This window comes from Oceanimonas pelagia, assembly GCF_030849025.1.
GTDB classification, from domain to species: domain Bacteria; phylum Pseudomonadota; class Gammaproteobacteria; order Enterobacterales; family Aeromonadaceae; genus Oceanimonas; species Oceanimonas pelagia.
Genome location: NZ_CP118224.1, coordinates 885491 through 910241, shown reverse-complemented (window position 1 = coordinate 910241; position 24751 = coordinate 885491). Strand labels below are relative to the sequence as shown.

Genomic DNA, 24751 nt, shown 5'->3' with positions numbered 1-24751 from the left:
CGGGGCTCAGTGAAAAAAAGGTCAAAACCCGATGCGCACCCGGGTTCCTTTTGGCCGGTTGGGCGCCAGACTCAGGCGCCAGCCCTGGTGTTCGCAAATGCGTTCGACAATGGCCAGCCCCAGGCCAAAGCCGGCGCCGCCGCTGATGCCCCGCTCCCGCACCCGCGCCAGCACTTCCGGATCAATGCCGGCGCCGCTGTCGATCACCGCCAGCCAGTCCGGCCCCAGGCACAGCTCCACCCGCCCCTCGGAGGTGTGCTCCAGGGCGTTGCGCAACAGGTTGTTGATCACCGCCGCGGTCAGGGTGGCGGGCAGCGCGGGTCCGTCGCCGGCGCCACCCTCGGCCTTCAGCTCCAGGGTCAGCCCCCGGGCATGCGCCCGGGCCTGCCAGGCCTCAATGCAGCTGGCCGCCAGCCGGCCCAGGGGCACGGGCGTGTCGTGGCGGGTCGCCGCCTCGGGGGAACGGGACAGTTGCAAAAACAGCTCCACCTGCTGCTGCATGTCGTGCAGCGCGCCTTCAATACGATTAAGCTGGCGGCGTTCCGCCGCCCTGCCGCTGCCGGTTTCCCGCAGCATGTCGAGGGCGCCGCGGATCACCATCATGGGCGTGCGCAGTTCGTGGCTGGCATTGGCGGAAAACTGCTGTTCCCGTTGCAGCAGGGTGTGTAATCGGGCCGCATAATCCTCAAAGGTGCGGGCCAGCACGCCGGTTTCATCGTCTGGGTAATGCCCCTGCAGGCGGGCACCGGGCTGCTGCCGTAACCGGGCCACGTCCCGGGCCAGACGGGACACCGGCTGCAGGATCTGCCGGCTGAGCCGGCGCGACAGCCAGAAGCCCAGAATCCATACTGCCAGCACCGCCAGGGCGGCGCCGCCAAACACCCGCAGTTCGTAACGCTCAAACTCGCTCTGATCCTGCACCAGCACATGCACCCAGCCGGGCTGGTAATGCACAAACAGGTTGTAGGCCCCGTCGTCCAGCAGCACCTCGTGGCCGCCCTCCGGGTAGTCCCGAAAGGCTTTGGGCAACAGCGTCTGCTCTGCGGCGGGCAGCTTGTAGTAGGTGGTGTCGGTCATGGACAACACCAGTGGTTGCCGCTCATCGGCATGGGCATGCACCTGATCGAGCAGGTCGCTGTGCAGGTGGTTGTAAAACAGACTGCGTTCAAACCAGAACACCAGCAGCACCATGGCCACCGCCGCCACCAGACTCAGGCTGACGATCAGCAGGTTGAGCACCCACTGCAGCCGGGCATTAATGCTCAGGCGCATGAGTCGGTGGCTGCCAGCCGGTATCCCTGGCCGTGCACCGTGTGCAGCAGCGGCCGGTCAAAGGGCTTGTCGATGGCGCTGCGCAGCAGGTAGATGTGCGACTTGAGACCGTCGCTGTCGGGGGGCTCGTCGGCCCACAGCTGGCTGGCCAAGGTCGCCCGGCTGACCACCCCGGGAGACTGTTTCATCAGCACTTCCAGCAATTTCAGGCATTTGGGGTTGAGGTTGATGTTGCGTCCCTGACGGCTGACCCGCAAGGTATCCAGATCCAGGGTCAGATCCGCCACCGTCAGCCGGCGCACCAGTTGCCGCTGGCTGCGCTTCAGTACCGCCTGAATGCGCGACCACAGCTCCGGCAGGGCAAAGGGCTTGACCAGGTAATCGTCGGCGCCCACCTCAAATCCGGCCAGCTTGTCGTGCAGGGTATCGCGGGCGGTGAGCATCAGCACCGGCATGGGGTTCAGCTCCCGGCGCAGCCGCCGGCACAGCTCCAGGCCGTCGAGCCCCGGCAGGCCCAGATCCAGCACCAGCAGGTCGAACTCTTGCCGGGCCAGCAGCGCCTCGGCGGCGGCGCCGTTGCCCAGGGCGTCGACGACACAACCCTTGAGGCCGAGGTAATCGACAATGTTCACCAGTATGTCGGGATTGTCTTCCACCACCAGTATGCGCATGCCCTGCTCTCCCTTGAGTCGCTCTGCCGTTGCGGGCCGTTATTAAATCATGTCTGGGCGCCGAATGTCGCCCGGGCTTGCACCGGGTGGCCATTAACGGTTCAATAAGCGCTGTTACCCTTAACCCTCACCACCAAGACACTCGAACATGCTGAAAATATACAATTCCCTGACCCGTCAAAAAGAAGAATTCAAACCCCTGGTGCCCGGCAAGGTCGGCATGTATGTGTGTGGTGTGACCATTTACGATCTCTGTCATATCGGCCACGGCCGCACCTTTGTGGCCTTTGACGTGGTCACCCGTTACCTGCGCTACGCCGGTTACGATCTGACCTTTGTGCGCAACATCACCGACATTGACGACAAGATCATCAAGCGCGCCGCCGAAAACGGCGAAGACTGGCAGGCGCTGACCGAGCGCCTGACCGGCGAAATGTACCGGGACTTCGACGCCCTCAACATTGCCCGTCCCGATATCGAGCCCAGGGCCACCGCCCATATTCCCGAAATCATCGCCATGGTCGAGACCCTGATCAAGGACGGTCACGCCTATGTGGCCGACAACGGCGACGTGCTGTTTGAAGTGAACAGCTTTGCCGACTACGGCAGGCTCTCGGGCCAGAACCTGGAGCAGCTGCAGGCCGGCGCCCGGGTGGAAGTGGAGCAGAGCAAGCGCAACCCCCTCGACTTTGTGCTGTGGAAGCAGTCCAAGCCCGGCGAGCCGAGCTGGGAGTCGCCCTGGGGGCCGGGCCGCCCGGGCTGGCACATCGAGTGCTCGGCCATGAACGGCAAGCACCTGGGCAAGCACTTCGACATTCACGGCGGCGGCTCGGACCTGCAGTTCCCCCACCACGAAAACGAAATCGCCCAGAGCTGCTGCGCCAACCACAGCCCCTATGTGAACACCTGGATGCACTCGGGCATGGTGATGGTGGATGAGGAGAAGATGTCCAAGTCGCTGGGCAACTTCTTTACCATTCGCGACGTACTCGGCCATTACGACGGTGAAACCATTCGCTACTTTTTGCTGTCGGGCCACTACCGCAGCCAGCTCAATTATTCGGACGAAAACCTGAAACAGGCGCGCACCGCCCTGGAGCGGCTGTACACCGCACTGCGGGATCTGCCCGAAGTCCCGGCCGCCGGCGGCGAGGAGTTCGTGGCCCGCTTTACCACCGCCATGGACGACGACTTCAACACGCCTGAGGCCTATTCGGTGCTGTTTGATCTGGCCCGGGAAATCAACCGTCAGAAAGGCAAGGACACCACCGTGGCCGCCGGCCTGGCCGGTCGCCTGCGGGAGCTGGCCGGGGTGCTGGGCCTGCTGGAGCAGGATCCGGAAGCCTTTTTGCGCGGCGACGCCGGTGCCGGTGACGAGGTGGCCGAAATCGAGCGCCTGATCCAGGCCCGCCTGGATGCCCGCAAGGCCAGAGACTGGGCCGCCGCCGACGCCGCCCGGGACCGGCTTACCGCCATGGGCATTGTGCTGGAAGACGGCCCCGAAGGCACCCGCTGGCGCCGCAAGTAACACCGGGGTTGAAAATCACATCAAGGGCACCCACATGGTGCCCTTGATGTTAATGCCCGCATGGTCTCAACAAGTGCCATGGCCGATGTTTGTCTGAACAGGAGCCTGACATGAAACAACACCTCCCCGCTTTGTTCGCCATACTTTCCGTCCTTTCGGCCCTCACCGGCTGTGAACCTCACGGTCCCGCCGCCAAAGTGGAAGATCACATTGATGAGGTAATGGAAACCGGCCTGCACGCCGGTGAGCCCACTGCCCTGCCCGCCCCCCGTCCCGAGCCCGAGGTAATGGCGCAACAGCAAAAGCGCCACCGGCAGGTGCTGGAGCAGGCTTCAAGGGCCGCGGAACAAAAACTGGACGAAATACTGCAAGACACCCGGCCCTGAACCGGCCACCCCGTCAGGGTTCGTCATACCAAGCCGGACTCGCGGCCCTTTCGGTGCGTCAGCCGCTTTCGCGACCTATGATTAGTCATTGATTTATAAAGCTTTAATTGTATAAATGCGGAATAGCATCATATTCTCATGGCTGTTGCTTCCGCCCCATTTGGGCTATTACTGTGTATGTCGTCACCAAAAAGCGGACTATCCCGCAACCCCGTCGATAAAACAGGGAGAACCTATGAACAAGTCACTGCTGAATATTCTGTTGTTTACTTCCATCACCGCCTTTGGCCTGGCGGCCTGCGACAACAAGGGGCCGGCGGAGCAGGCCGGCGAACAGATGGATAACGCCGTGGAGCAGGTGCAGGAACAGACCGAGCAAACCATGGACGAAGCGCAGGAAGCCCTGGGCATGGAAGAAGAAGGCACCATGGAACAACTGGGTGAGTCCATTGACGAAACCGTGAACGAGGCCGCGCAGGCTGCCGGTGAACAGGCCGATGCCGCCGGTGAGGCGTTGAACGAGGCCGCCCAGGCCGCCGGGGAAAAACTCGATGCCGCCACCGAGGCCATGGAAGAAGCCGCCGCCGAAGCCGAGCGCAAGGTCAACGAAGTGGTGGAAGAAAGCCAGCAATAAGCGCCGCAAGGCAAACGCAAAAAGGGGAGCCGCCGCTCCCCTTTTTATTGTCCGTCAGCTCAGGCTCTCCGCCGTCACGGAGAGGACGGACTTCGGCAGCGGCTCATGTCCTGTCATTGGGTGGCTCCAGCTCGGCGCCACAATGATTGCAGAATGTCGCATCCCGCTCATGGCCGCTGCGATCGCACTGAGGGCAATGGCGGCGGGAATACTCCCGGCGCATCTCCCGCCCGAGCTCGGCGGTAATAATGCCGGTGGGCACGGCGATAATGGCGTAGCCCATCAGCATGGTGACGGCGGCAATGCCCCGGCCCAGCCAGGTTTGCGGCGTAATGTCGCCAAAGCCCACCGTGGTGATGGTAACAATGGCCCAGTAGATGCCGGTGGGAATGCTGGTAAAGCCGTTTTCCGGCCCTTCCACCACATAGAGCAGCGAGCCGAACAGGGTCACCAGAATAAACAGGCTGCTGAAGAACACCAGTATCTTGCGCCGGCTCTGGTAGAGCGAACGCATCAGGGTGTTGGCCTCGTCCATGTAGCGGATCAGCTTGAGCACGCGGAACACTCTGAGCACCCGCAGCAGGCGTACCATCAGCAGAAAACTGGCGCCGGGCAGGAAGATGGCCAGGTAGGTGGGCAGTACCGCCAGCAGATCGATCATGCCGTAGAAGCTGCGCAGATAGGCGCTGCGGCTTTGCGCACACCAGATGCGCAAACCGAACTCCACCGTAAACAGCAGGGTAAAGCCCCACTCCAGGCCATACAACCAGGGGCCGTATTGGGCGCGAATGCTGCCGATGGAGTCCAGCAGCAACACCACCATCGACAACAGAATGGCGATGATCAGGGCAATGTCAAAGCGGCGGCCCGCCGGGGTTTCGGTGCCGAAAATGACGGTGTACAGGACGTCCTTGTCGAGCCACTTCATGCCACTCCCCCGTTACTGATTAGTTGTCGTGGTAACGCTCGCAGGCGATCAGGGTGTTTTCAATCAACGAGGCCACCGTCATCGGGCCCACGCCGCCGGGCACCGGGGTGATGTAACCGGCACGCTCGGCGGCCACGGCATATTCCACATCCCCCACCAGGCGACCGTCGTCCAGGCGGTTGATGCCCACGTCGATCACCACGGCGCCGGGCTTGATCCAGTCACCGGGAATGAAGTTGGGCTTGCCCACCGCCACCACCAGCAGATCGGCCCCTTCCACCTTGCCCCGCAAATCCTCGGTAAAGCGATGGCAGGTGGTGGTGGTGCAGCCGGCCAGCAGCAGCTCCAGGGTCATGGGCCGGCCCACGATGTTGGAAGCGCCCACCACTACGGCATTGAGACCATGGGTCTTGATGTGACTGCGCTCAATCAGGGTCATGATGCCCTTGGGAGTGCAGGGGCGCAGGGCCGGAATACGCTGGGCCAGGCGACCCACATTGTAGGGGTGAAAGCCGTCTACGTCCTTGTGGGGATGAATGCGCTCCACTACCAGGGTGGTGTCGATATGAGCCGGCAGCGGCAACTGCACCAGAATGCCGTCTATGGTCGGATCCTGATTCAGCTCGTCAATCAGATCCAGCAACTGCTGCTCCGTGGTGTGCTCGGGCAAGTCGTGGGACTTGGACACAAAGCCCACTTCCTCGCAGGCCCGGCGCTTGCTGCCCACATACACCTGAGAGGCCGGGTTGGCTCCCACCAGTATCACCGCCAGGCCGGGGGCCCGTTTGCCGGCGCTCTTGCGGGCGGCGACCCGCTCGGCCACCTGGTTGCGCACCGCCTGTGCAATCGCTTTTCCATCGATTATTTGAGCTGACATCTGCGTTGTTTCTCACCTTTATAAACCTGCGACAATTGTCGCATTTTTTCGCGCCTTTGATAAGAAACCCCGGGAGGATAAAGCCGTTGACCCTGTGGGCCCAAGCCGGTATTATGCCGCCCCGTTGCCGGCCAAGCCCGTGCAACAAAGCGCCCTTAGCTCAGCTGGATAGAGCATCCGCCTTCTAAGCGGATGGTCGCAGGTTCGAGTCCTGCAGGGCGCGCCATTTTGTGGTGACCGTAGCTCAGTTGGTAGAGTAGTAACAGCTTGAAAACGCTGTTATTTCCCGGATTGTGATTCCCCAACACCAAGAGCTGTGGTTACAAAAAAGGTTACAAGCCCTATGTAACTTGTGGTTGATTCGTGAGGTATACGATGCCACAAGCTACATTCAAAATCGGGGCTTTTACCGTCTCCGTATCCTACCTGCAACAACGCAGCACCACCGGCCTGTTCTACTACCGCCGGGCCGTCCCCGCTCCACTACGCCGCCACTACAACGGCAAGCGTGAACTGGTGTTCTCCCTCAAGACCAAAGACCTGAACCAGGCATCCCAACAAGCCCAAGCACTGGCCTTGCAGCACAACAAGGAATTTGAGCAGTTAAAGCATAACGTCACCCCCTCCCCCGTGCTTATCATTCAACCGGCAAGCCCTCCTCCTGCCGAGCTGGTTCCCACGCCAGCACCAGAGCAGCACACCATTACCCTGAACGACATCAAGCACCATGCCCTGAAGGCCCATCAAGGCAACAAAAAGAAAACGACCGAGATCACCCGCTGCTTTGGATACTTTGCAGATCTCCCCCCTATCCTTGCCCATATCAAAAAGCGTGACGTGCTGATAGTGGTTGAACGCCTCAAGACAGAGCAGCAGCTCAAAACCGCCACCATCAAAAAAGCCGTTGGGTTTATCAGCAGACAAGTCCGGTTAACCCTGCAACTGCACGATCTGAACATTAGCAACCCCTTTGCCGGCGTCCCCTTCGACAACATCAAGAAAGACGCTGAAAAACGTCACACCTTCGAGGCAGACGAGTTGCTGAAGGTACGGGAGACGATCAGAAGAAAGTCGGCACTGGTCACCGCCCAGATTGTGGGCCTGCTCTACGACACCGGTTGCAGAAACGCCGAGATAGGCGGCTTGCTGCTGGACGATATCAAACTGGACGCCCCCATTCCTCACCTTGTAATCAAACCCCATGATCAACGAGGCCTGAAGAACGACAACAGCGAACGGTTAATCCCCCTTACCGGCATCAGCCTGGAATTCGCCAGCATTGTAAAAGCAGCAGCACAACCAGAACAGAAACACGCCTTTCCCCGTTATATCAAGGACGGCAAGTTCAAGGGTGACGGCTGCTCTCAAGCGGTAAACAAGTTCCTGTCTGGCGTGGTTGAACAGGGCACCAGCCACAGCTTTCGCCACAGCCTGAATAGCCGGCTGATAGAGTCGGGAGCAACGGAAATGGAAATCGTCAGCCTGATGGGCTGGAGCCGTGAAGGCATGATCCACCACTACGGCAAAGGCAGAAGCCTGGAATACCTGCACCATGTGCTGGCGCGGATGCACCGGCACGAGCAGAAAAAGACGTGATTGTCGTATAGATTTCAGACTCATGTGGTTTCTTTTTTGTGCATAACCTGCTATCGATCAACATGGTGCCTTACCATATGCTTTCCATATGCAACACCAGAAGACATGGCAAGTTAAAAACTAAAAACACAAAGGGATAAAAAATGGCAATCATCAAATGCTCTGATTGTGGCAATGATATATCTACTTCCGCCGCAACCTGCCCGCACTGTGGCAGACCAAATGACAACCAGGACCCGCCCAAAAGGTCAGTTGGTGTTTTGTTGGGCTTAGGAATATTCCTTTTACCAATCATTTTCTCTTGGTTTACCTTACGAAAAGGGCACACCAAAAAAGCGAAAGTGACAGCCTTTACTTGGCTTGCCCTCACTATGGGAATTGGATTAGCAGAAGATGGTGTTGATTACTATATAGAAACCAGTTCACATCATGAAGATAACTCAAGCCAAGAGATAGCACTCAATGTAAGCATTGAGAAACTGTTATCAGACTACGAAAACAATGAAATAGGTGCTGATGCACGATATAAAGATAGAATAATAATGACAAGAGGCATCATCAGCAGCATAAAGAAAGATATCATGGGCACCTCATATGTCACGCTTGGCACAGGAGCTCAATTTCAGATCCCAGAGCTGCAAGCCATGTTCGACGACAGCACCAACAGTGAATTAAGCAGACTAAACAAAGGTAGCAACCTGACAGTTGCATGCCGTATTGACGGCCTGATGATGAATGTTATTGCTAGAGATTGTTCAATAATGTAATTTTTCAAACCTAACTAACATGAGCACTTTAGAAATGATCGGATCAATTTTAAGAAAAATAAAAGAAAGAAAAGAAGCAAACATTGCGGAAGCACAAGTAGAAGAGCTCTACGAAATGCTTACATTGATAAAAAAGTACAACGCTGAACTCGCATTCCCACTTCAGTTTTTTCACAAACACATGAATGACGTCAAAGAGTTTTTAAAAATAAAGAGCCGAGATGAGCTCTACGAATTCGTGAAAACTGAAAACATAATAAACGATCAAATATTCATTGGATCAAGAATATATAACGCAATCGCGTTCAAAGAGGTCATACAGCCTAAAATTGAAGAGCACCATAACGTATTAGCACAAAAACAAAACAGACTGATATACAAAGATGAATATGGTGATTATAAGTTTGACAAGTGGCAAAAGGAGTTAAATAAATACTTTAAAGAGAAAATAGATATTCCACTATTTTCTTTTTATGAGAAAACCAGTGAACTAAGAGAGTACTTATACTCTATCAATCGGCGTGACGACTTTGAATTTATTAGCCTTAGCTATCATTATCTTGTTCATGATTGTGAAGGCATGTCTGAATATTGCGACATGATAGACAACTATATTGATGCCGTAGCTACTTCAGAAGAGGCCAATAACGAAGTTCCAATGTCAGGACACGATTATGAGTTCCACCTTTCCACAAGAGTTAATGAGGAAACCTCATGGACTGCTGAAGTAACCAGAGGGTCAGGTGATCAAGGGGCAGATCTCATAATCACTTACCAGGATATAACAGCCATTGTTCAAGCCAAATACTACACTTCAAAGGTTGGCAACAAGGCAGTACAGGAAGCCTTATCAGCACAACAGTTTTACAATGCCGGCATGGCCTTTGTAGTTACCAACTCATTTTTTACGGACTCTGCCATTGAGTTAGCCGAGCAAACCGGTGTTTATCTTTTTCAAGAAGATGGCTTTATCGAAGCGTTGCAATCGTTTGATGATGTGGAGCTTGATGAAGATTGAAAATTCATTCAATGAAAACCACAAAAAAATATTGACTCAATAAGGAAACCGGGCAACAATGAAAACAGGGGTATAATTCCGTACCTCTCCACAATGCGCATAATCCTGTTCAGCATTAGAGGCAACCACCTTACGGTGGCGGCCCTCTTTTGCTTTTTTGCGTATGTGGCTTTCAACAACAAAGGAGAAAACATATAACTATGACTGAAATCAAAACCGTAACCGCTATTCCCGCTGGAGGCAAGACCCATGAAGTAATTGAGCTTGTCAACAATAGCCAAGATAAGTTCATAATTGTAAACATAGGACAAAAGCTGGCAGATCAGACTTTCAACAAAATTACACGATCTAAAGCCATTGCTGTATCTAACACTACAGGTAACAGTCGTGTTGGTGCTCAGATTGAGCAAAACCTAAGAAATAAAGTTAGCGTTATTGTCTGTTGCCATCAAGGGTTTATGAAGATTGATCCTACCCTCTTGCACGGGTACACGGTCATCATTGATGAAGTGCCGAGCACAATTAACTTGGGTTCTATCCCCGTGAAGGATACAACCGACATTCTCAATATTTTGGGGAACTGCTGCAACATAGACGGCTGCAAGTACACTCTTCATCCTGACCACGGGAATGACGGTATTGAAGCAATCAAAGCACAAGGTACACGGTCAGAGAAGATGGAAAGCATGTTAACGGCTTTAGAGCTGGGTAGCACTGTAACACGGATGGGTGACAATGAGTTCCGTTGGTCTGTGGTGTTCAATTGGGTGGAGCATCTGCAACATGCAGACAGTATTTACATGCTGGCGGCTCAGGTGGAAGGGCTGGCGACTACAGAGCTAATGAAGGCTCAGGGAGCAGTATTCGTACCAAGCAATGATATAAAACCAAAATACAGTGCTTACAACAACCCTAAACGAACCAAGGTAATTCCCCTACTCACTGGCATCAACTACAGCAGAAACAGATGTGTAGATGGTAATCGAGTGCTGACATTAGACGTTAATGGTAACTACAAGCCCGATGGGTTCACAGTCTATCAACAGATGCGGATTAATGCCGGAGCAGCCCTGAAGCACTACGGAAAGGACAGATTTATCTATACCGTTAACAGTAATCAAGAAAATGAAAAGTGGGATTACGGACAAGCTAACTTTGTACCCTATAACCCACACGGAAGGAATGACCTTGTAAGCTATGAAGCTGTGATTTGTATATATCAGGCTAACCTGGATAACTTACAGAAAGCTGAATGCAATGAGATAGCTGATAAGCATGGAATAAACCTGCAATTATTAGAGCATGGAATGATAAACCAGATATACCACGAGCCAATCTTCCAGGCTGCCACTCGGGGAATAATCCGTAATCATGAAGATTCAGACACCACTTATGTTGTTATCGTGCCGGACGAGCGGGCAGCAAACTACCTGCTTAATGGTCACTTTAAAGGCGCTGAGCTGGTGAAGGATTTTGCTATTGACGGGAATAAGGTGAAGCTGCAACAAGAACAATATGAGCGTCAGCAGCACCTGCAGTCCGGGGAGTTCAAGCTGACTGCCAAATGGCTTGGTATCCCTCCAGAACATCACAATGCCTTTAAATCCTGGAAGAGCAAGAACAACATTGACTCACTTGAGCAGTGTATTAACTGGATGAACAAAAGGAACATCCCAACCAGCCACCTGCAAGCCTGACACCGGCGGCTATGCGCCACTGTTCTTTTATAGAGGGGCTTTAGCCCTACCAACACAACAATAGAAACCATTGCACCAACGAATGATAATGAGGAAGGTGATATGTGTTTCGTTAATTGTTGTTAGGGAGCGGACAACAGCAATGAACGTAGTGAGTTGCTTTGTTTCGCTCTCTTACTCCATATTATTCATACAGCACTCTATCAAGGTTAGCTACAACGTCTGTTTGTTGTAGGTAGTCTGATAGTAGTGATGTTAGAGGGTAGTATTACGAACTGTGTTTTAGTGAGTAATGCTTAGCCTCTATATGAACCATTGAAAAAATGACACTAAATATGTAATAGCTTTATACATAAAAAGTGTCACAACTACACTACGCACAGCCGAAAGTGTCAACAACATAATAAACAAGGTTTAAATATATCAATAATAAACCATATAAATCAATGAGCTACATTAAAAAAACAAACAATACTGACATGCTAATGGAGGGAAATACAGTGATAGTAAAGGATTGAAGGATATGAAAATTTATATACAACACGTTTTGCTTAACAAAGCGCCCTCTTGATATCAATATTTTTTAATATATAAAAATTACTATTAATCAATTCAGTTCGTGTGTGGTATCCCCTCTGCCTCAGGCTTCCCGTGCCTGGCTATGACTATCGCCTGCTGGCGCTGGTTTACATTGGGTATACACAAATCAGACTACACAACACCTCTTGTTTATTGGTTCACTAATACATCTTTACAAACCCAAAGCAGACCACTATTATTAAACCAATTAAAACAGACTATGGTGATTCAGATGAACCGTGTGTATGCCTACCTGAGAGCGTCAACCAATGAGCAGGATGCCAGCCGTGCCAAAGAGCAGTTGATTGATTTCGTACAAGCTCAAAGATTAACCGTGTCAGCATGGTTTATAGAGAATGAATCTGGTGCCAGTCTGAAACGCCCTGAGCTGTTCCGATTGCTGGATGTTGCCCAAGCAGGTGATGTGCTGCTGGTGGAACAGGTAGACCGCCTGAGCCGGTTGAACGCCAATGACTGGAAGGCGTTAAGATCCACGATTGAGAGTAAAGGAATCCGTGTAGTTGCTCTGGACTTACCGACAAGCCACCAGCTTATCAAGTCAGGAGATGAGTTCACCAGCCGAATGCTGGAAGCCCTGAACGGCATGATGTTGGATATGTTGACTGCCATTGCCCGTAAGGACTATGAAGACAGACGCAGAAGACAGGCACAAGGTATTGCCAAAAAGAAGGCTGAAGGTGGATACAAAGGTCGCCCCGTTGATATGGTGCTTCATGGCAAGGTCAAAGAATTACTGTCAGACGGGAAAAGCTACAACAAGGTTATTGCGTTATTGGGTTGCTCAAGAGCCACTGTCGCCAAAGTAGCCAAACAGATGAAGGAGACAGAAGCATGAAATCTGTTTATTTAATGTTGTTGCTATGTGGGGTACTGGCTGCCCCATCAGCCTATGCCACTACGATGTTGTTACGGGGTGAGTATGTGGTCGAGCAGGTGAAGTATTGTGTTTACTCCATGAGCAGCGCCAGCAAACAGCATGTAATCACCATCAAACACTATGAAAGCTGTAAAAAAGTCATAAGCTTATAGGCCTCTAAACGGCTCTCCCTGCCATTCTAAAGCATACCCCTGCCCTACCCATTACCTTGTGGTTAGAATGCCTGTTTCATTGATCTTTGGCAGTATGGAGCGCTCTAAAAGAACCTATTAATCAAAACCTTAAGATATTTCTATGTTATACAAGGGACACTCAGTAACAAAAGTCCGTCCGCCTGACAGGTCTCCCGCCACAGCGTTGATCTTTTAGCCAACAAGCACCACCCAAGATCGTAAGTATCAAAAGTGCTTGCAGAAGGTTACATAGCTGCTTAAAATACGCCCCCGTATCAGCCACACCATTTATCCAAGTGACTGATATTTCTGATGTTTTAACATCAGCCACAGGTTACCCCTTTTGCAGGGCGCGCCATTTAGTGGTGACCGTAGCTCAGTTGGTAGAGTCCCGGATTGTGATTCCGGTTGTCGCGGGTTCGAGCCCCGTCGGTCACCCCACTCCCTGCTCCCGATCTCCCGGTTCCCTGTTTTTACTCAGCAGTTTCACCACTCTGTCAATCAGCGCGCGCCGTATGCCGCCCAGCTGCTTTTTCTCGTCGCCCTGCCAGGGCACCGGCCGGCACAGATCCATGGTCTGCAGGCCGAGACGCGCGGTGAGCAGGCCGGCGCCCACGCCCTGCCCGGCCCGGGCCGACAGCCGCCCGGCCAGCTCCAGCCCCAGCAAGTCCATGCCGGCGTCGATGGCCGCTTCCGACCCCCCCACATAAAGCATGTGGTGCAGCACGCTTTTCAGCAGCCGCAGCCGGCTGAGCGCCCCCAGGCGAATGCCGTAACATTGGCTGATGTCCTCGATCATTTTCAGGTTGCGCCACAGCACCAGCAGCATGTCCACCGCCGCCAGGGGGCTGGCCGCCACCATCACCGCCGCCTCGCCGGACCATTTCAGCACCCTGGCCCGGGCCTGGCGGTCCTGCACGGCCAGCACCTGCCGGCTGTAAAGAGCGAGCACCTCACCATCCTGCTCGTCACCGGTCAGGCCGGCCCGCCAGTGGGCAAAGGCATCGCTGTGCTCCAGCCCGCTCTGGCACGCCAGCCGTTCACAAAACCCCCGCGCCCGGCCATGACCGGCCTCGGCCAGTAACTGCTCGGCCCGGGCCCGCTGGGCACAGACCCGCTCCAGCCGGCGCAGTTGCCTGGCTTCACGCCACAGACTGCTGCCGGCGGCCAGCGCCAGCAACGCCAGCGCCAGGCTCCAGGCCGCCCCCAGCCACTGGCTGTGCTGCCAGGTCTGCCACAACGACAGGCCGGAATGCACCAGCAGCAACCCCAGCATCAGACCGAGCGCCGCTCTCCACAGCCGGTGCCGGCGCCGGGGGCGCAGCGCCGCCATCGGCCCGGTGGCCTTGGCCTCGGCCTGCAGAAAGTCGTTATCGTCAAGGGCCTGCCCGGGGCGCAGGGGCTCATCCTCTGGCGCGTGCAGGGGCCGGTCGAGAATCACTTTGGTTTTCAGGGTCACGCGAGTTTGTCTCCCAGTAAAAAGGCCAACGCCCGATCCAGGCGCAGGTGGGGCAGCGGCTGCTCCGGCTGCCAGCGGGGAGGCGCAAAGTCGGTAAAATCAAAGCCCTGGCGCTGCCAGAAGTCCGCTTCGGGCAACTGCTCCGGCACCTCCCCCGGATACAGGGTCACCGGCTCGCCGTTCTCCAGGCGCCGGCCCTGCAGGGCGGGGATGGCTTCGCCCTGGTGGCTGACCTCACCGCTGGTGGTGGCCTTGATGGCCGCCAGCGCCAGGGTCTCGATGTCGATGCCCGACAGCCGGGCATGACGATGGCCGCCCCGCACCAGGGTAGACAGCAGCCGGGTCAGCCGGCCGTGCTGATCCGGGGTGAGGTGATCGGCCTTGGTGGCGGCGAACAGCAGCTTGTCGATGCGGGGGGCAAACAGCCGCCGCCACCAGCCGGTTTTGCCGTAATCAAAGCTTTGCACAATGGCGTTTACCGCCCGGCCCAGATCCGCAAAGCTGTCGGGGCCGCGATTGAGCGCGCTGAGGCAGTCCACCAGCACGATCTGGCGATCAAAGCCGGCGAAGTGATCCCGGTAAAAGCCCGCCACCAGGTGCTTTTTGTAGTGCTCAAAGCGGGTTTCCATCATGCCGTAATGATGCCGCTCGTTGAGCCCCGCCGGCACCGGGCCCCACAGCCAGGGCACAAACTGCAGCATGGGCGCACCCTGGTATTCGCCGGGCAGCACAAAGCGCCCCGGCTGCACCAGGTAGGCGCCGCATTCCCGCTTGATGTCGTGCAGCCACCGGGTGTAGGCCGCCGCCAGGGGCGCCAGCACGGCGTCGTCGGCGGCGCTGTCGGGGGCAATGGCCTCACCGGCCTGCAACCAGGGTTGCGCCAGGCCGGCCAATGCCGGCGTTTGCAACAGCTCGCGCTGCTGGGCACTCCAGTCGGCGTAACTCATCGACAGCAGCGGCAGGTCGAGCAGCCATTCACCTGGGTAGTCCACCAGCTCCAGATAGAGGGTGGCGGTGTCCTGCAACCGGCGCTTGAGCCGGTTTTTGGGGCAATAGCGAATGGCGAGGGTAATTTCACTGATGCCCCTCGTGGGCTCGGGCCAGACCGGCGGGCTGGCGGCCAGCTGGCGCAGGGCCGCCTCGTAACCAAAGGCGGGCACGTGATGATGGCGGCCGGGCACCCGCTGGCTGCCCAGCAGCCGGCCTTCCGCCGCCGGCGGCCAGTGCGGCAGCCGGGCATCGAGCCCGGCATGCTCCAGCTGGTTCACCAGACTGGTAATAAAGGCGGTCTTGCCGCTGCGGCTGAGTCCCGTGACCGCCAGCCGCAGCCGGCGATCCAACCCCCGCTGCACCCAGGACTCCGCCTTGTTGCGCCACTGCCGAAGAGCCGTTTTGTTCATTTATCCTCGCGCAGATCGTTGAATTGGCGGCGCAGGCGAAATTCGCCGGAGGTGATCAGCCGCTCCATGGCGGCGACCCGGGTGTTGAGCCGGGCCAGCCGGGTTTCCAGCCGTTCCAGTGCTTCCCGGGGAGCCAGCCCCGAGCGCCAGCCGGCGGCCTTGACATGCTCCTGAACAGCGGGCTCCTGTTGCTCCCTCGGCAGGTCGTCCAGCAGCAGCCAGGCGGCGATATAGAGTACCAGGGTCAGAAAACTGGCGAACAGCAGCCCGGTAATGGCCAGCACCCGCACCAGCCAGGGCTCCACCTCCAGCCGGCGGGCAATGCCGGCGCACACGCCGCCCAGCTTGCCGTTGCGCTTGTCGCGATACAGGTTGATCAGTGTCGACGCCATTCCGGTACCTCCTGATCCAGCAGCCGCTCCAGGGTTTCCACCCGCTCGGCGAGCTGTTCGGACTGTTGCAGGGCCTGCTCCAGACGGGTGCGGGCGCTGTCGTCCAGGCCCTCATCCAGCCGGCGCTTGCTGCGATAGTGCAGCACCAGCCAGATGGGCACCACCAGAAACAGAAAGATGTTTAACGGGGCCACCAGGGCCCAGGCCAGTTCGGTCATTGCTGCTCCTTGTTATCGTGCATTTTCGCCTTGAGCCGTTCCAGCTCCTTGCTGATGGCGTCGTCCACCTCCAGCTCGGCAAACTCCTGCTCCAGCCCCTTGCTCTGGCTGTAGAGATCGGCCCGGGCCTCCAGTTCGTCGATTTTACGCTCCATACGGTCGAACTTGTCGATGGCCGACTGGTTCTCGCTGCGGCGCACCCGCTCCTGCACCTGAATGCGGCTCTGAGCGCTTTGCTGGCGCAACTGCATGGCCTGCTGGCGGGCGCGGGCATCGGCCAGCTTGGCTTCCAGCTTGGCGATGGCGTCGGAAAGCTTGTTCATGCTCTCTTCCACCAGGGTGCATTCCTGCTCCAGGGCGGCGAGCAGTTCGCTCTGCTTTTTCTTTTCCAGCAGCGCGGCCCGGGCCAGGTCTTCCCGCTGTTTGGTCAGCGCCAGCTCGGCCTTGCCCTGCCATTCTTCCACCCGCTCCCGGTGGCGTTCAATCTGGCGCAGCAAATCCTTTTTCTCGGCGAGAAAGCGGGCCAGGTTGGAGCGCTCGCGCACCAGCTCGTCTTCCATCTCCTGAATGATCAGCCGGACCATTTTTTCCGGATCCTCGGCCTTGTCGAGCAGGGCGTTGAGGTTGGCATTGATGATGTCGGCCATTCTGGAAAAGATGCTCATAAGAACTCTCCTTGATAACACCACGGGCGGTGTGCCCGCGTCTTTGGCCATGATCAATACAAGGTTCGTGCCAGCCTTAATATCGCCGCCAGGCCGGGAATGGCCACCAGAGCGCTTCGGCGAAACTGGCCCACACTGGTAAAAAACACTACTATTTGGCGAAATTAACCAGAGTGTAGCCTTTTATGGACAACGAGCTTATTGGCCAGTCCAACGCCCTGCTCGGGGTGCTGGACGAAGTGTCCCGGCTGGCGCCCCTCAACCGGCCGGTGCTGGTGGTGGGCGAGCGCGGCACCGGCAAGGAGCTGGTGGCGCACCGGCTGCATTACCTGTCGGCCCGCTGGCAACAGCCCTTTGTCTCCATCAACTGCGCCACCCTGGCGGAAAGCCTGCTGGAAAGCGAGCTGTTCGGCCACGAAGCCGGCGCCTTTACCGGCGCGCAAAAACGCCATGCAGGGCGTTTTGAGCGGGCCGACGGCGGCACCCTGTTTCTCGACGAGCTGGCCACCACCAGCCCGCGGGTGCAGGAAAAGCTGCTCAGAGTCATTGAATATGGCGAATTTGAACGGGTGGGCGGCAGCCAGCCGGTGCGGGTGGACGTGCGCCTGCTGTGCGCCACCAACCAGGACCTGCCCGCCCTGGTCAAAAAAGGCGAGTTCCGCGCCGATCTGCTTGATAGACTGGCCTTTGATGTGGTTACATTGCCGCCCCTGCGCGCCCGTGAGCAGGATGTGCTGCAACTGGCCGAGCACTTTGCGGTGAAATGGTGCGCCGAGCTGGGCCGGCCGCTGTTTGCCGGCTTTGCGCCCGAGGCGCGCCGGCAGCTGCTCAGCCATGACTGGCCGGGCAACGTACGCGAGCTGAAAAGCGCGGTGGAGCGCAGCCTGTGCCGCCAGCGCGCGCCCGATCAGCCCCTTGAAGGCCTGTGCCTGGATCCCTTTGCCTCGCCCTGGCAACCCGCCCACCGGGAACAAGGCGGTGCCGAAGTAAACTGGCCGCTGGATCTGAAAACCCATCTGGCGTCACAGGAGCGGACGCTGGTGCAGACGGCCCTGGTGCGGGCCCGTTATAATCAGCGCCAGGCGGCCGGGCTGCTGGGGTTGAGTTATCACCAGCTGCGCGGCCTGCTGCGTAAACATGCCGTGGCAACGTCGGTAACGACAACCGCGGAACACAAGGACTGAACATGCGTTTCTGGCTATGCTGGCTCACCGCCCTGCTGCTGGCGGGATGTGACGGCAGTGACCGACAACTGGCAAAAGAAAGCCTGCTTTACTGCGCGGAAGGCGCCCCTCTGACCTTCAACCCGCAGCTGGCCGCCTCCACCCAGACTCTGGACGCCACCGCCCACCAGCTTTACGACCGCCTGCTGGACATCAACCCCGTCACCCTGCAGCCGGAGCCGGCGCTGGCACTGAGCTGGCACCGCAGCGACGACGGCCTGCGCTACCGCTTTACCCTGCGCCCCGGCGTGCAGTTTCATCATACCGCCGGCTTTACCCCCAGCCGGCCGTTCAATGCCGACGACGTGGTGTTCAGCTTTCAGCGGCTTATCGACGGCAACCACCCCTATCACGCCGTCAGCGGCGGCCATTATCCTTTCTTCGACAGCATTGGCCTGAGCGGGCTGATCCGCGAGGTCAGGGCACTGGGGCCGCGGGAAGTGGAATTTGTGCTGAGCCGCCCCGATGCCTCCTTTATTACCAACCTGGCCACCGACTACGCCGTGATCCTGTCGGCGGAATACGGCGCGCAGCTGCTGGCGGCGGGCACTCCCGCGCTGCTGGATCAGCAGCCCGTGGGCACCGGCCCCTTTTTGCTGGCCCAGTACCGCATTGACGACTTTATTCGCTATCACCGCCACCCCGGCTACTGGCGGGGCGAGGTGGCGCTGGCCCAGCTGGTGTTCGACATCACCCCCAAGTCGTCGAAGCGGCTGGCCAAGCTGCTCACCGGCGAGTGCGATGTGATGGCCCACCCCGGCGCCAGCCAGATGGCGGTGATCAAGTCTCACCCCGAGCTGGTGCTGGATCAGGCCACCGGCATGAATGTATCGGTGTTGGCGCTCAACACGCAAAAGCCGCCCTTTGACGATGTGCGGGTGCGCAAGGCGCTGGCACTGGCGCTGTCTCGCGACGACATTCTGCAGGCGGTATATTTCGGCATCGGCTCTGCCGCCGAGTCGGTGCTGCCGCCGGTGTCCTGGGGCTACCACCCCAACCTGCTGATGCCCCTGCCCGATGCCGCGCGGGCCCGCTGGCTGCTGGCCCAGGCGGAGCTGGCAGACGGCTTTGACATGACCCTGCTGCTGCCGGCGGGGGCGCGCAGCTTTAACCCCGACAGCCTCAAAACCGGCCAGCTGATCCAGCGCCGGCTGGGCGAGCTCGGCATTCGAGTGAGATTGCAGAGCCTGGAAGAGCAGATCCTGCGCCGGGAGCTGATGGCCGGCGAGCAGGATGCGGTGCTCACCGGCTGGTCCGCCGACAACCCGGATCCCGACAACATATTGCACAACCTGCTCAGCTGCCAGGCCATTGCCACCGGCACCAACGCCAGCCGCTGGTGCCACCCGCTGTTTGAGCGGCAACTGGCGGCGGCCCTCACCGCCCCCAACCTGAGCGAGCGCATCGGCTATTACCATCGGGCCCAGGAAATCATGCAACTGGACATGCCGCTCATTCCCCTTAACCATACCCTCAAGCAACAGGCCCACCGGCGCACGGTGCACGGCCTGCAACTGCGGCCCTACGGCGGCGTGGCCCTGCGCCAGGCCTGGAAGGAGTAGCCATGCTGATTTACCTGCTGCGACGCTTCAACCTGCTGGTGAGCACCCTGCTGCTGCTCACCCTGATCGCCTACGGCCTGGAGTTTCGCCTGCTGCAACAGGGCGAAGGCGACTTCTGGCACGGTTACTGGCTGTTTCTGCAGGATCTGCTGGCGGGCGATTTCGGTGTGTCCAGCGCCACCGGGCTGCCGGTGCTGGGGGCGCTGGGGCAGTATTTCCCGGCCACCCTGGAGCTGTGCCTGGCGGCCTTTGTGATCTCCCTGGTGGTGGGCGTGCCGGTGGGCACCCTGGCGGCGGTGCGCCAGGGACGCTGGCAGGACACCCTGATCCTCACCGGCACCCTGGTGGGCTATTCGGTGCCGGTGTTCTGGCTCGGGCTGTTGCTGGTGATGCTGTTCTCCCTGCACCTGGGCTGGCTGCCGGTGTCGGGCCAGCTCAGCCTGCTCTATGACATCACCCCGGTCACCGGCATCATGACCATCGACACCCTGCTGACCGATCATCCCCACAAGTGGGAGTCGTTTGTCGATGCCCTGCGCCACCTGGTGCTGCCGGCGCTGGTGCTGGCCATCGTGCCCACCACGGAAGTGATCCGGCAAATTCGCAGTGCCCTGCTGGACGTACTCAAGCAGAATTACATTCGCGCGGCCCTGACCAAGGGCTTCAGCGACACCCACGTGGTGCTGCGCCACGGCCTGCGCAATGCCTTTCCCATGGCCATTCCCACCCTGGGGCTGCAGTTCGGCACCGTGCTGACCTCGGCCATGATGACCGAAATCGTGTTCGACTGGCCAGGTCTGGGACGCTGGCTGGTGACCAGCATTTCGCTGCAGGACTATGCCGCCATCAAGGGCGGCACCCTGGCCATCGCCACCTTTACCATCGTCGCCAGCGTGGGCATGGACATTCTCTCGACCCTGATCTACCCCATCAGAAGGAAGGCCATTTATGCCAGCCAGGGCTAACATCTATCCCGAGTTACAGGTGCGTTCGCCCCGGGAGCGGGCCTGGCAGCTGTTTCGCAAGAACACCCTGGCCATGGTGGGGCTGTGGGGCCTGGGCATGCTGTGCCTCCTTACCCTGCTGGGCCCCTGGCTGGCCCCCTACGCCCCCTATGAACAGTTCAGCGAGGCCCTGCTGCTGCCGCCGTCCTGGGCCGATGAGGGCAATGTGGACTTTTTTCTCGGCACCGATGATCTGGGCCGGGACATGCTCTCCAGGCTGATTAACGGCGCCCGGCTCACCTTTGGCAACGCCGTGCTGGTGGTGATGGTGGCGCTGCTGACGGGCAGCGCCATCGGAATTCTCGGCGGCATGAGCCGGGGTCTCAAGGCCAGCGTGCTCAATCACCTGCTCGACACTTTGCTGTCGATTCCCTCGCTGCTGCTGGCCATCATCTTTGTGGCCATTCTCGGCCCGGGGCTGTTCAACACCCTGATCGCCATTACCCTGGCGCTCATTCCCCAGTACATTCGCGCCACCTACAACTCGGTGTCGGAAGAAATGCAGAAGGAATACATCACCGCCATTCGCCTGGACGGCGGCAATGCCTGGCGCATTCTGCGCTTTGGCATTGTGCCCAATCTGAGCGACACCCTGGTGAGCCAGACCACCCGGGCGCTGTCGGCGGCCATGCTCGACATCACCGCCGTGGGCTTTCTCGGCCTGGGCGCCCAGCCACCCAAGCCGGAATGGGGCGCCATGCTGTCGGACGCCATGGATCTGGTGTTTCTGGCCCCCTGGACCGTGACCCTGCCAGGGCTGGCCATTCTGTTCAGCGTGCTGGTGGTGAACATGGTGGGTGAAGGCCTGCGCCAGGCCATTAACGAGGTAATGGACTGATGCCACTGCTGGATATTCGCAATCTCACCATTGAAATCGACACCCCCCAGGGCATGGTCAAGGCGGTGGACAAGTTCAGCCTGACCCTGGCCGAGGGGGAAATCCGCGGCCTGGTGGGCGAGTCGGGCTCGGGCAAGAGCCTGGTGGCCCAGACCATAGTGGGCATTGCCCGGGACACCTGGCGGGTGACCGCCGATCGCATGTATCTGGACAACGTGGACCTGCAGAGCCTGTCGCCCAAAGAGCGGCGGCTGCTGATGGGCCGGGACATGGCGATGATCTTTCAGGAGCCCGCCACCAGCCTGGATCCGTCGGAAAAAATCGGCGCCCAGCTGGTGGAGGCCATTCCGTCCCGCAGTTTTCAGGGCAAATGGTGGCAACGCTGGCACTGGCGGCGCAATCAGGCCATTGGCCTGCTGCACCGGGTGGGCATACGGGATCACAAAATGGTGATGAACGCCTACCCGTTTCAGCTTTCCGACGGCGAATGCCAGAAGGTGATGATCGCCATGGCCATTGCCAACCAGCCCAAGCTGCTGGTGGCCGACGAGCCCACCAACGCCATGGAAGCCACCAACCAGGCACAGATATTCCGCCTGCTGGAGCGGGTCAACAAGCTGTCGGGCACCACCATTTTGCTGATCGGCAACGACATCACCAGCTTTGCCCACCTAACCCACAACATTACCGTCATGTATTGCGGCCAGGCGGTGGAGTCGGGCACCCGGGATCAGCTGCTGACCCGGCCTCATCATCCCTACACCGCCGCCCTGCTGCAGATGATGCCGGATCTCGACGGCAGCCTGCCCCACAAGTCCCGGCTGAATACCTTGCCGGGCGTGATCCCGCCGCTGCAGAGCCTGCCCATCGGCTGCCGGCTGGGGCCGCGCTGCCCGCGGGCCCAGCGCCAGTGCGTGGTGGCGCCGCCGCTGGCCAAATACAAGGGGCAGAGCTATTACTGTCACTTTCCCCTCAACATGCCGGAGGGCAAAAAGAAATGACCCGCCCGCCCCTGCTCAAGGTGGACAACCTCAGCAAGGTGTTCGTCAATCATTCCGGGCTGTTTCGCAAAACCGTGAAAACCGCCTTTTATCCGCTGTCGTTCACCCTGGAGCGGGGCCAGACCCTGGCGCTGATGGGCGACGCCGGCTCGGGCAAAAGCAGCCTGGCCAAGGTGCTGGCCGGCGTGCTGCCCCCCACCCAGGGCAGCATTTTTATCGACGGGGAAAAAATCGAGGCCGGCGACTACAAAAAGCGCTGCCAGCTTATTCGCATGATTTTTCAGGATCCCAACACCGCCTTCAACCCGCGCAGCCGCATTGGCCAGATCCTGGACGCGCCCCTGCTGCTGAACACGGAGCTCGATGCCGAGCAGCGCGAAGCCCTGGTGCTGGACACCCTGCGCATGGTTGGACTGCTGCCGGATCACTACCACTTCTATCCGCAGATGATCTCCACCGGGCAGAAACAGCGGGTGGCCCTGGCCCGGGCACTGATCCTCTCACCCAGCATCATCGTCGCCGACGAGGCCATTTCCAACCTGGACATTTCGGTACGCTCCCAGGTCATCAACCTGCTGCTGAGCCTGCAGGAAAACCTGGGGCTGTCTTACGTGCTGGTGGCCAACGATCTGGGGGTGGTGCGTCACATCAGCGACCAGGTCATTCTGATGCACGAAGGTCATGTGGTGGAAGCGGGCCCCACCCACAAGGTGCTGAGCAATCCGCAAAGCGAGCAGGCGGTACGCCTGCTGCAAAGCTACAACAATGAATTCCGCTGGCAACCGCCGAAGAACTGAGGGGCCCGCCCCAACCCCCGTCATTTCCGCGAAGTGAAAATCCAGGGCAGACGACATTAAACCTGCTGTATTAATGCCGAAATAAACAAACGGTGGTGTGGGTTAAATGGCCCTCCGTCCCCGTCTTCACGGGAATGGTGATATGGCTCAGGCCGGCACACCGCTGTGAAAGCGGAACAGGCCGTCGGGCGCCTGGATCAGCGCCGCTTCCCGTTCACCGAAAAATGCCACCCGGTCATCGATACTTGCCCCGGCATAGTCCCGCGCCAGCGTCAGGTAGTCCTGATAGTGACGGGCTTCCGAGCGCAGCAGCGACACATAGAACCGGCTCAGCTCCTCATCCAGAAAGGGCGCCAGCCGGGCAAAGCGCTCGCAGGAGCGGGCCTCGATATAGGCGCCGATAATCAGCCTGTCCACCATGGCCGCCGGCTCATGGGTGCGCACATGGGCCAGCAGCCCCCTGGCATAGCGGGACGCCGACAGGGGGTCGTAGGCCACATTACGGGCCTGCATGATCTCCAGCACCTGCTCGAAATGATGCAGCTCTTCCTGAATGAGCCGCACCATTTTCACCAGCAAATCGTTCTTGGCCAGCTCGTCAAACACCCGGCGGTTGTCCCCCAGCAGGGTCTGCTTGCCCAGCACTTCGCCCTTTTCCGGCAAGGCGTCGAGGGACTTGTAAAAGTCGAGGCTGGGCAGCAGCTTGCGCTTGTCTCTGGGCAGGCAGTAACGGCGCACCAGGCTGTGGGCGCTCATCGCCGCCTTCATTTCGCAGTTGGCGTGATCCACCAGCAGCACCGCCAGCCGCTCGGGCTTGCGTGCCTCGGCTATCCAGGCGTCCGGCGTGGCGCAGTGCAGAAAGTCGTGAATGGGAGCAAGCAGGGTGTCGAATTCGGTGGTTAACGGGCTGGCGGTCACAATATTACCTGTTTAAAGCAAAAAACGGCGGCCCGCAGTGTACCAATTCACCCCGCCCGAGGCAGCCAGGAACCGGTATTTTTCCCGCCCGCTTCGCCGCTGCCCAAAACGGGACACAAACGAATATTGTGCTGCCCAACCGGTGAAAAGACAAAACACGATCTGGATCACAGTTTTAAGTCCAAAGCATATATTCAACTAACATTGCCGGCGTTTTTACCTAAAATCCCGCCATCGAATCGTTTGCGTA

General features: G+C 58.3%; 24 protein-coding genes and 2 tRNA genes. 16 read left to right on the top strand and 10 right to left on the bottom strand.

Annotation, left to right across the window (positions count from 1 at the left end):
- Positions 1-21: 21 nt before the first annotated feature.
- Complete coding sequence (locus PU634_RS04250; RefSeq protein WP_306762819.1) at positions 22-1272, bottom strand: sensor histidine kinase; 1251 nt, start codon at positions 1270-1272, stop codon at positions 22-24.
- Complete coding sequence (locus tag PU634_RS04245; RefSeq protein WP_306762818.1) at positions 1263-1943, bottom strand: response regulator transcription factor; 681 nt, start codon at positions 1941-1943, stop codon at positions 1263-1265. Before PU634_RS04245 ends, PU634_RS04250 begins: the two co-directional genes overlap by 10 nt.
- 148 nt (positions 1944-2091) lie before the next feature.
- Here PU634_RS04245 and cysS point away from each other — a divergent pair, with 148 nt between their 5' ends.
- The 3 genes from cysS (at position 2092) to PU634_RS04230 (ending at position 4491) form a co-directional block, all read left to right on the top strand.
- Positions 2092-3471, top strand: a complete 1380-nt coding sequence (gene cysS / locus PU634_RS04240) for a cysteine--tRNA ligase (RefSeq protein ID WP_306762817.1) — start codon at positions 2092-2094, stop codon at positions 3469-3471.
- A gap of 110 nt (positions 3472-3581) precedes the next feature.
- A complete protein-coding gene (locus PU634_RS04235) occupies positions 3582-3857 on the top strand; it encodes a hypothetical protein (RefSeq protein WP_306762816.1) in 276 nt (91 codons plus the stop codon).
- A gap of 235 nt (positions 3858-4092) precedes the next feature.
- On the top strand, positions 4093-4491 hold the full coding sequence (locus PU634_RS04230) for a hypothetical protein (RefSeq protein WP_306762815.1): 399 nt from the start codon (positions 4093-4095) through the stop codon (positions 4489-4491).
- A 103-nt stretch (positions 4492-4594) separates the two neighbouring features.
- Here PU634_RS04230 and PU634_RS04225 read toward each other — a convergent pair whose 3' ends face one another.
- Together PU634_RS04225 and folD are read right to left on the bottom strand one after the other, a co-directional pair.
- Positions 4595-5419 (bottom strand): ion transporter, encoded by an 825-nt coding sequence (locus PU634_RS04225; protein WP_306762814.1) that lies wholly within the window; start codon positions 5417-5419, stop codon positions 4595-4597.
- 19 nt (positions 5420-5438) lie between these two features.
- Positions 5439-6296 (bottom strand): bifunctional methylenetetrahydrofolate dehydrogenase/methenyltetrahydrofolate cyclohydrolase FolD, encoded by an 858-nt coding sequence (folD, locus tag PU634_RS04220; RefSeq protein ID WP_306762813.1) that lies wholly within the window; start codon positions 6294-6296, stop codon positions 5439-5441.
- Between the two features lie 149 nt (positions 6297-6445).
- Here folD and PU634_RS04215 point away from each other — a divergent pair.
- The 7 genes from PU634_RS04215 (at position 6446) to PU634_RS04185 (ending at position 13465) form a co-directional block, all read left to right on the top strand.
- Positions 6446-6522 (top strand) — tRNA-Arg (locus PU634_RS04215).
- 149 nt (positions 6523-6671) lie between these two features.
- Entirely contained in the window at positions 6672-7892 is a 1221-nt protein-coding gene (locus tag PU634_RS04210) for a DUF6538 domain-containing protein (RefSeq protein WP_306762812.1), read from the top strand.
- A gap of 143 nt (positions 7893-8035) precedes the next feature.
- Positions 8036-8659, top strand: a complete 624-nt coding sequence (locus tag PU634_RS04205; protein WP_306762811.1) for an OB-fold protein — start codon at positions 8036-8038, stop codon at positions 8657-8659.
- A gap of 19 nt (positions 8660-8678) precedes the next feature.
- The gene (locus tag PU634_RS04200) at positions 8679-9677 is read left to right on the top strand and encodes a restriction endonuclease (protein WP_306762810.1); all 999 of its coding nucleotides are present in this window, start codon (positions 8679-8681) and stop codon (positions 9675-9677) included.
- Positions 9678-9877: 200 nt separating this feature from the next.
- The gene (locus PU634_RS04195; RefSeq protein ID WP_306762809.1) at positions 9878-11374 is read left to right on the top strand and encodes a hypothetical protein; all 1497 of its coding nucleotides are present in this window, start codon (positions 9878-9880) and stop codon (positions 11372-11374) included.
- Between the two features lie 661 nt (positions 11375-12035).
- Positions 12036-12809 carry a recombinase family protein gene (locus PU634_RS04190; protein ID WP_371319621.1) on the top strand — a complete coding sequence of 258 codons (774 nt, stop codon included), beginning with the start codon at positions 12036-12038 and terminating at the stop codon, positions 12807-12809.
- Between the two features lie 580 nt (positions 12810-13389).
- Positions 13390-13465 (top strand) — tRNA-His (locus PU634_RS04185).
- Here the strand turns inward: PU634_RS04185 and PU634_RS04180 are convergent.
- From PU634_RS04180 to pspA, 5 genes are read right to left on the bottom strand one after another with little or no spacing between them, the layout of a single operon-like run.
- Positions 13458-14483 (bottom strand): YcjF family protein, encoded by a 1026-nt coding sequence (locus tag PU634_RS04180; protein WP_306762808.1) that lies wholly within the window; start codon positions 14481-14483, stop codon positions 13458-13460. The genes PU634_RS04185 and PU634_RS04180 overlap by 8 nt on opposite strands.
- Positions 14480-15883, bottom strand: coding sequence for a YcjX family GTP-binding protein (locus PU634_RS04175; protein WP_306762807.1), 1404 nt, complete (start codon positions 15881-15883; stop codon positions 14480-14482). The genes PU634_RS04180 and PU634_RS04175 overlap by 4 nt, the downstream gene beginning before the upstream one ends.
- A complete protein-coding gene (pspC, locus tag PU634_RS04170) occupies positions 15880-16275 on the bottom strand; it encodes an envelope stress response membrane protein PspC (protein WP_306762806.1) in 396 nt (131 codons plus the stop codon). Before pspC ends, PU634_RS04175 begins: the two co-directional genes overlap by 4 nt.
- Complete coding sequence (pspB, locus tag PU634_RS04165; protein ID WP_306762805.1) at positions 16260-16493, bottom strand: envelope stress response membrane protein PspB; 234 nt, start codon at positions 16491-16493, stop codon at positions 16260-16262. Before pspB ends, pspC begins: the two co-directional genes overlap by 16 nt.
- Positions 16490-17158, bottom strand: coding sequence for a phage shock protein PspA (gene pspA / locus PU634_RS04160; protein WP_306762804.1), 669 nt, complete (start codon positions 17156-17158; stop codon positions 16490-16492). The genes pspB and pspA overlap by 4 nt, the downstream gene beginning before the upstream one ends.
- Before the next feature lie 185 nt (positions 17159-17343).
- Between pspA and pspF the strand changes: the two genes are divergently transcribed.
- Genes pspF through PU634_RS04130 form a run of 6 tightly spaced genes read left to right on the top strand, consistent with a single transcriptional unit; the run spans position 17344 to position 23583 of the window.
- Positions 17344-18342, top strand: coding sequence for a phage shock protein operon transcriptional activator (pspF, locus tag PU634_RS04155; RefSeq protein ID WP_306762803.1), 999 nt, complete (start codon positions 17344-17346; stop codon positions 18340-18342).
- Between the two features lie 2 nt (positions 18343-18344).
- The gene (locus tag PU634_RS04150; RefSeq protein WP_306762802.1) at positions 18345-19943 is read left to right on the top strand and encodes an ABC transporter substrate-binding protein; all 1599 of its coding nucleotides are present in this window, start codon (positions 18345-18347) and stop codon (positions 19941-19943) included.
- 2 nt (positions 19944-19945) lie between these two features.
- On the top strand, positions 19946-20908 hold the full coding sequence (locus tag PU634_RS04145) for an ABC transporter permease (RefSeq protein ID WP_306762801.1): 963 nt from the start codon (positions 19946-19948) through the stop codon (positions 20906-20908).
- Positions 20892-21785 (top strand): ABC transporter permease subunit, encoded by an 894-nt coding sequence (locus tag PU634_RS04140; protein WP_306762800.1) that lies wholly within the window; start codon positions 20892-20894, stop codon positions 21783-21785. Before PU634_RS04145 ends, PU634_RS04140 begins: the two co-directional genes overlap by 17 nt.
- Positions 21785-22786, top strand: a complete 1002-nt coding sequence (locus PU634_RS04135) for a peptide ABC transporter ATP-binding protein (RefSeq protein WP_306762799.1) — start codon at positions 21785-21787, stop codon at positions 22784-22786. The genes PU634_RS04140 and PU634_RS04135 overlap by 1 nt, the downstream gene beginning before the upstream one ends.
- Positions 22783-23583 (top strand): peptide ABC transporter ATP-binding protein, encoded by an 801-nt coding sequence (locus PU634_RS04130; RefSeq protein WP_306762798.1) that lies wholly within the window; start codon positions 22783-22785, stop codon positions 23581-23583. Before PU634_RS04135 ends, PU634_RS04130 begins: the two co-directional genes overlap by 4 nt.
- Positions 23584-23730: 147 nt before the next feature.
- On the opposite strand, the gene miaE is transcribed toward PU634_RS04130, so the two are convergent.
- The gene (gene miaE / locus PU634_RS04125; RefSeq protein WP_306762797.1) at positions 23731-24501 is read right to left on the bottom strand and encodes a tRNA isopentenyl-2-thiomethyl-A-37 hydroxylase MiaE; all 771 of its coding nucleotides are present in this window, start codon (positions 24499-24501) and stop codon (positions 23731-23733) included.
- Between the last annotated feature and the right edge of the window lie 250 nt (positions 24502-24751).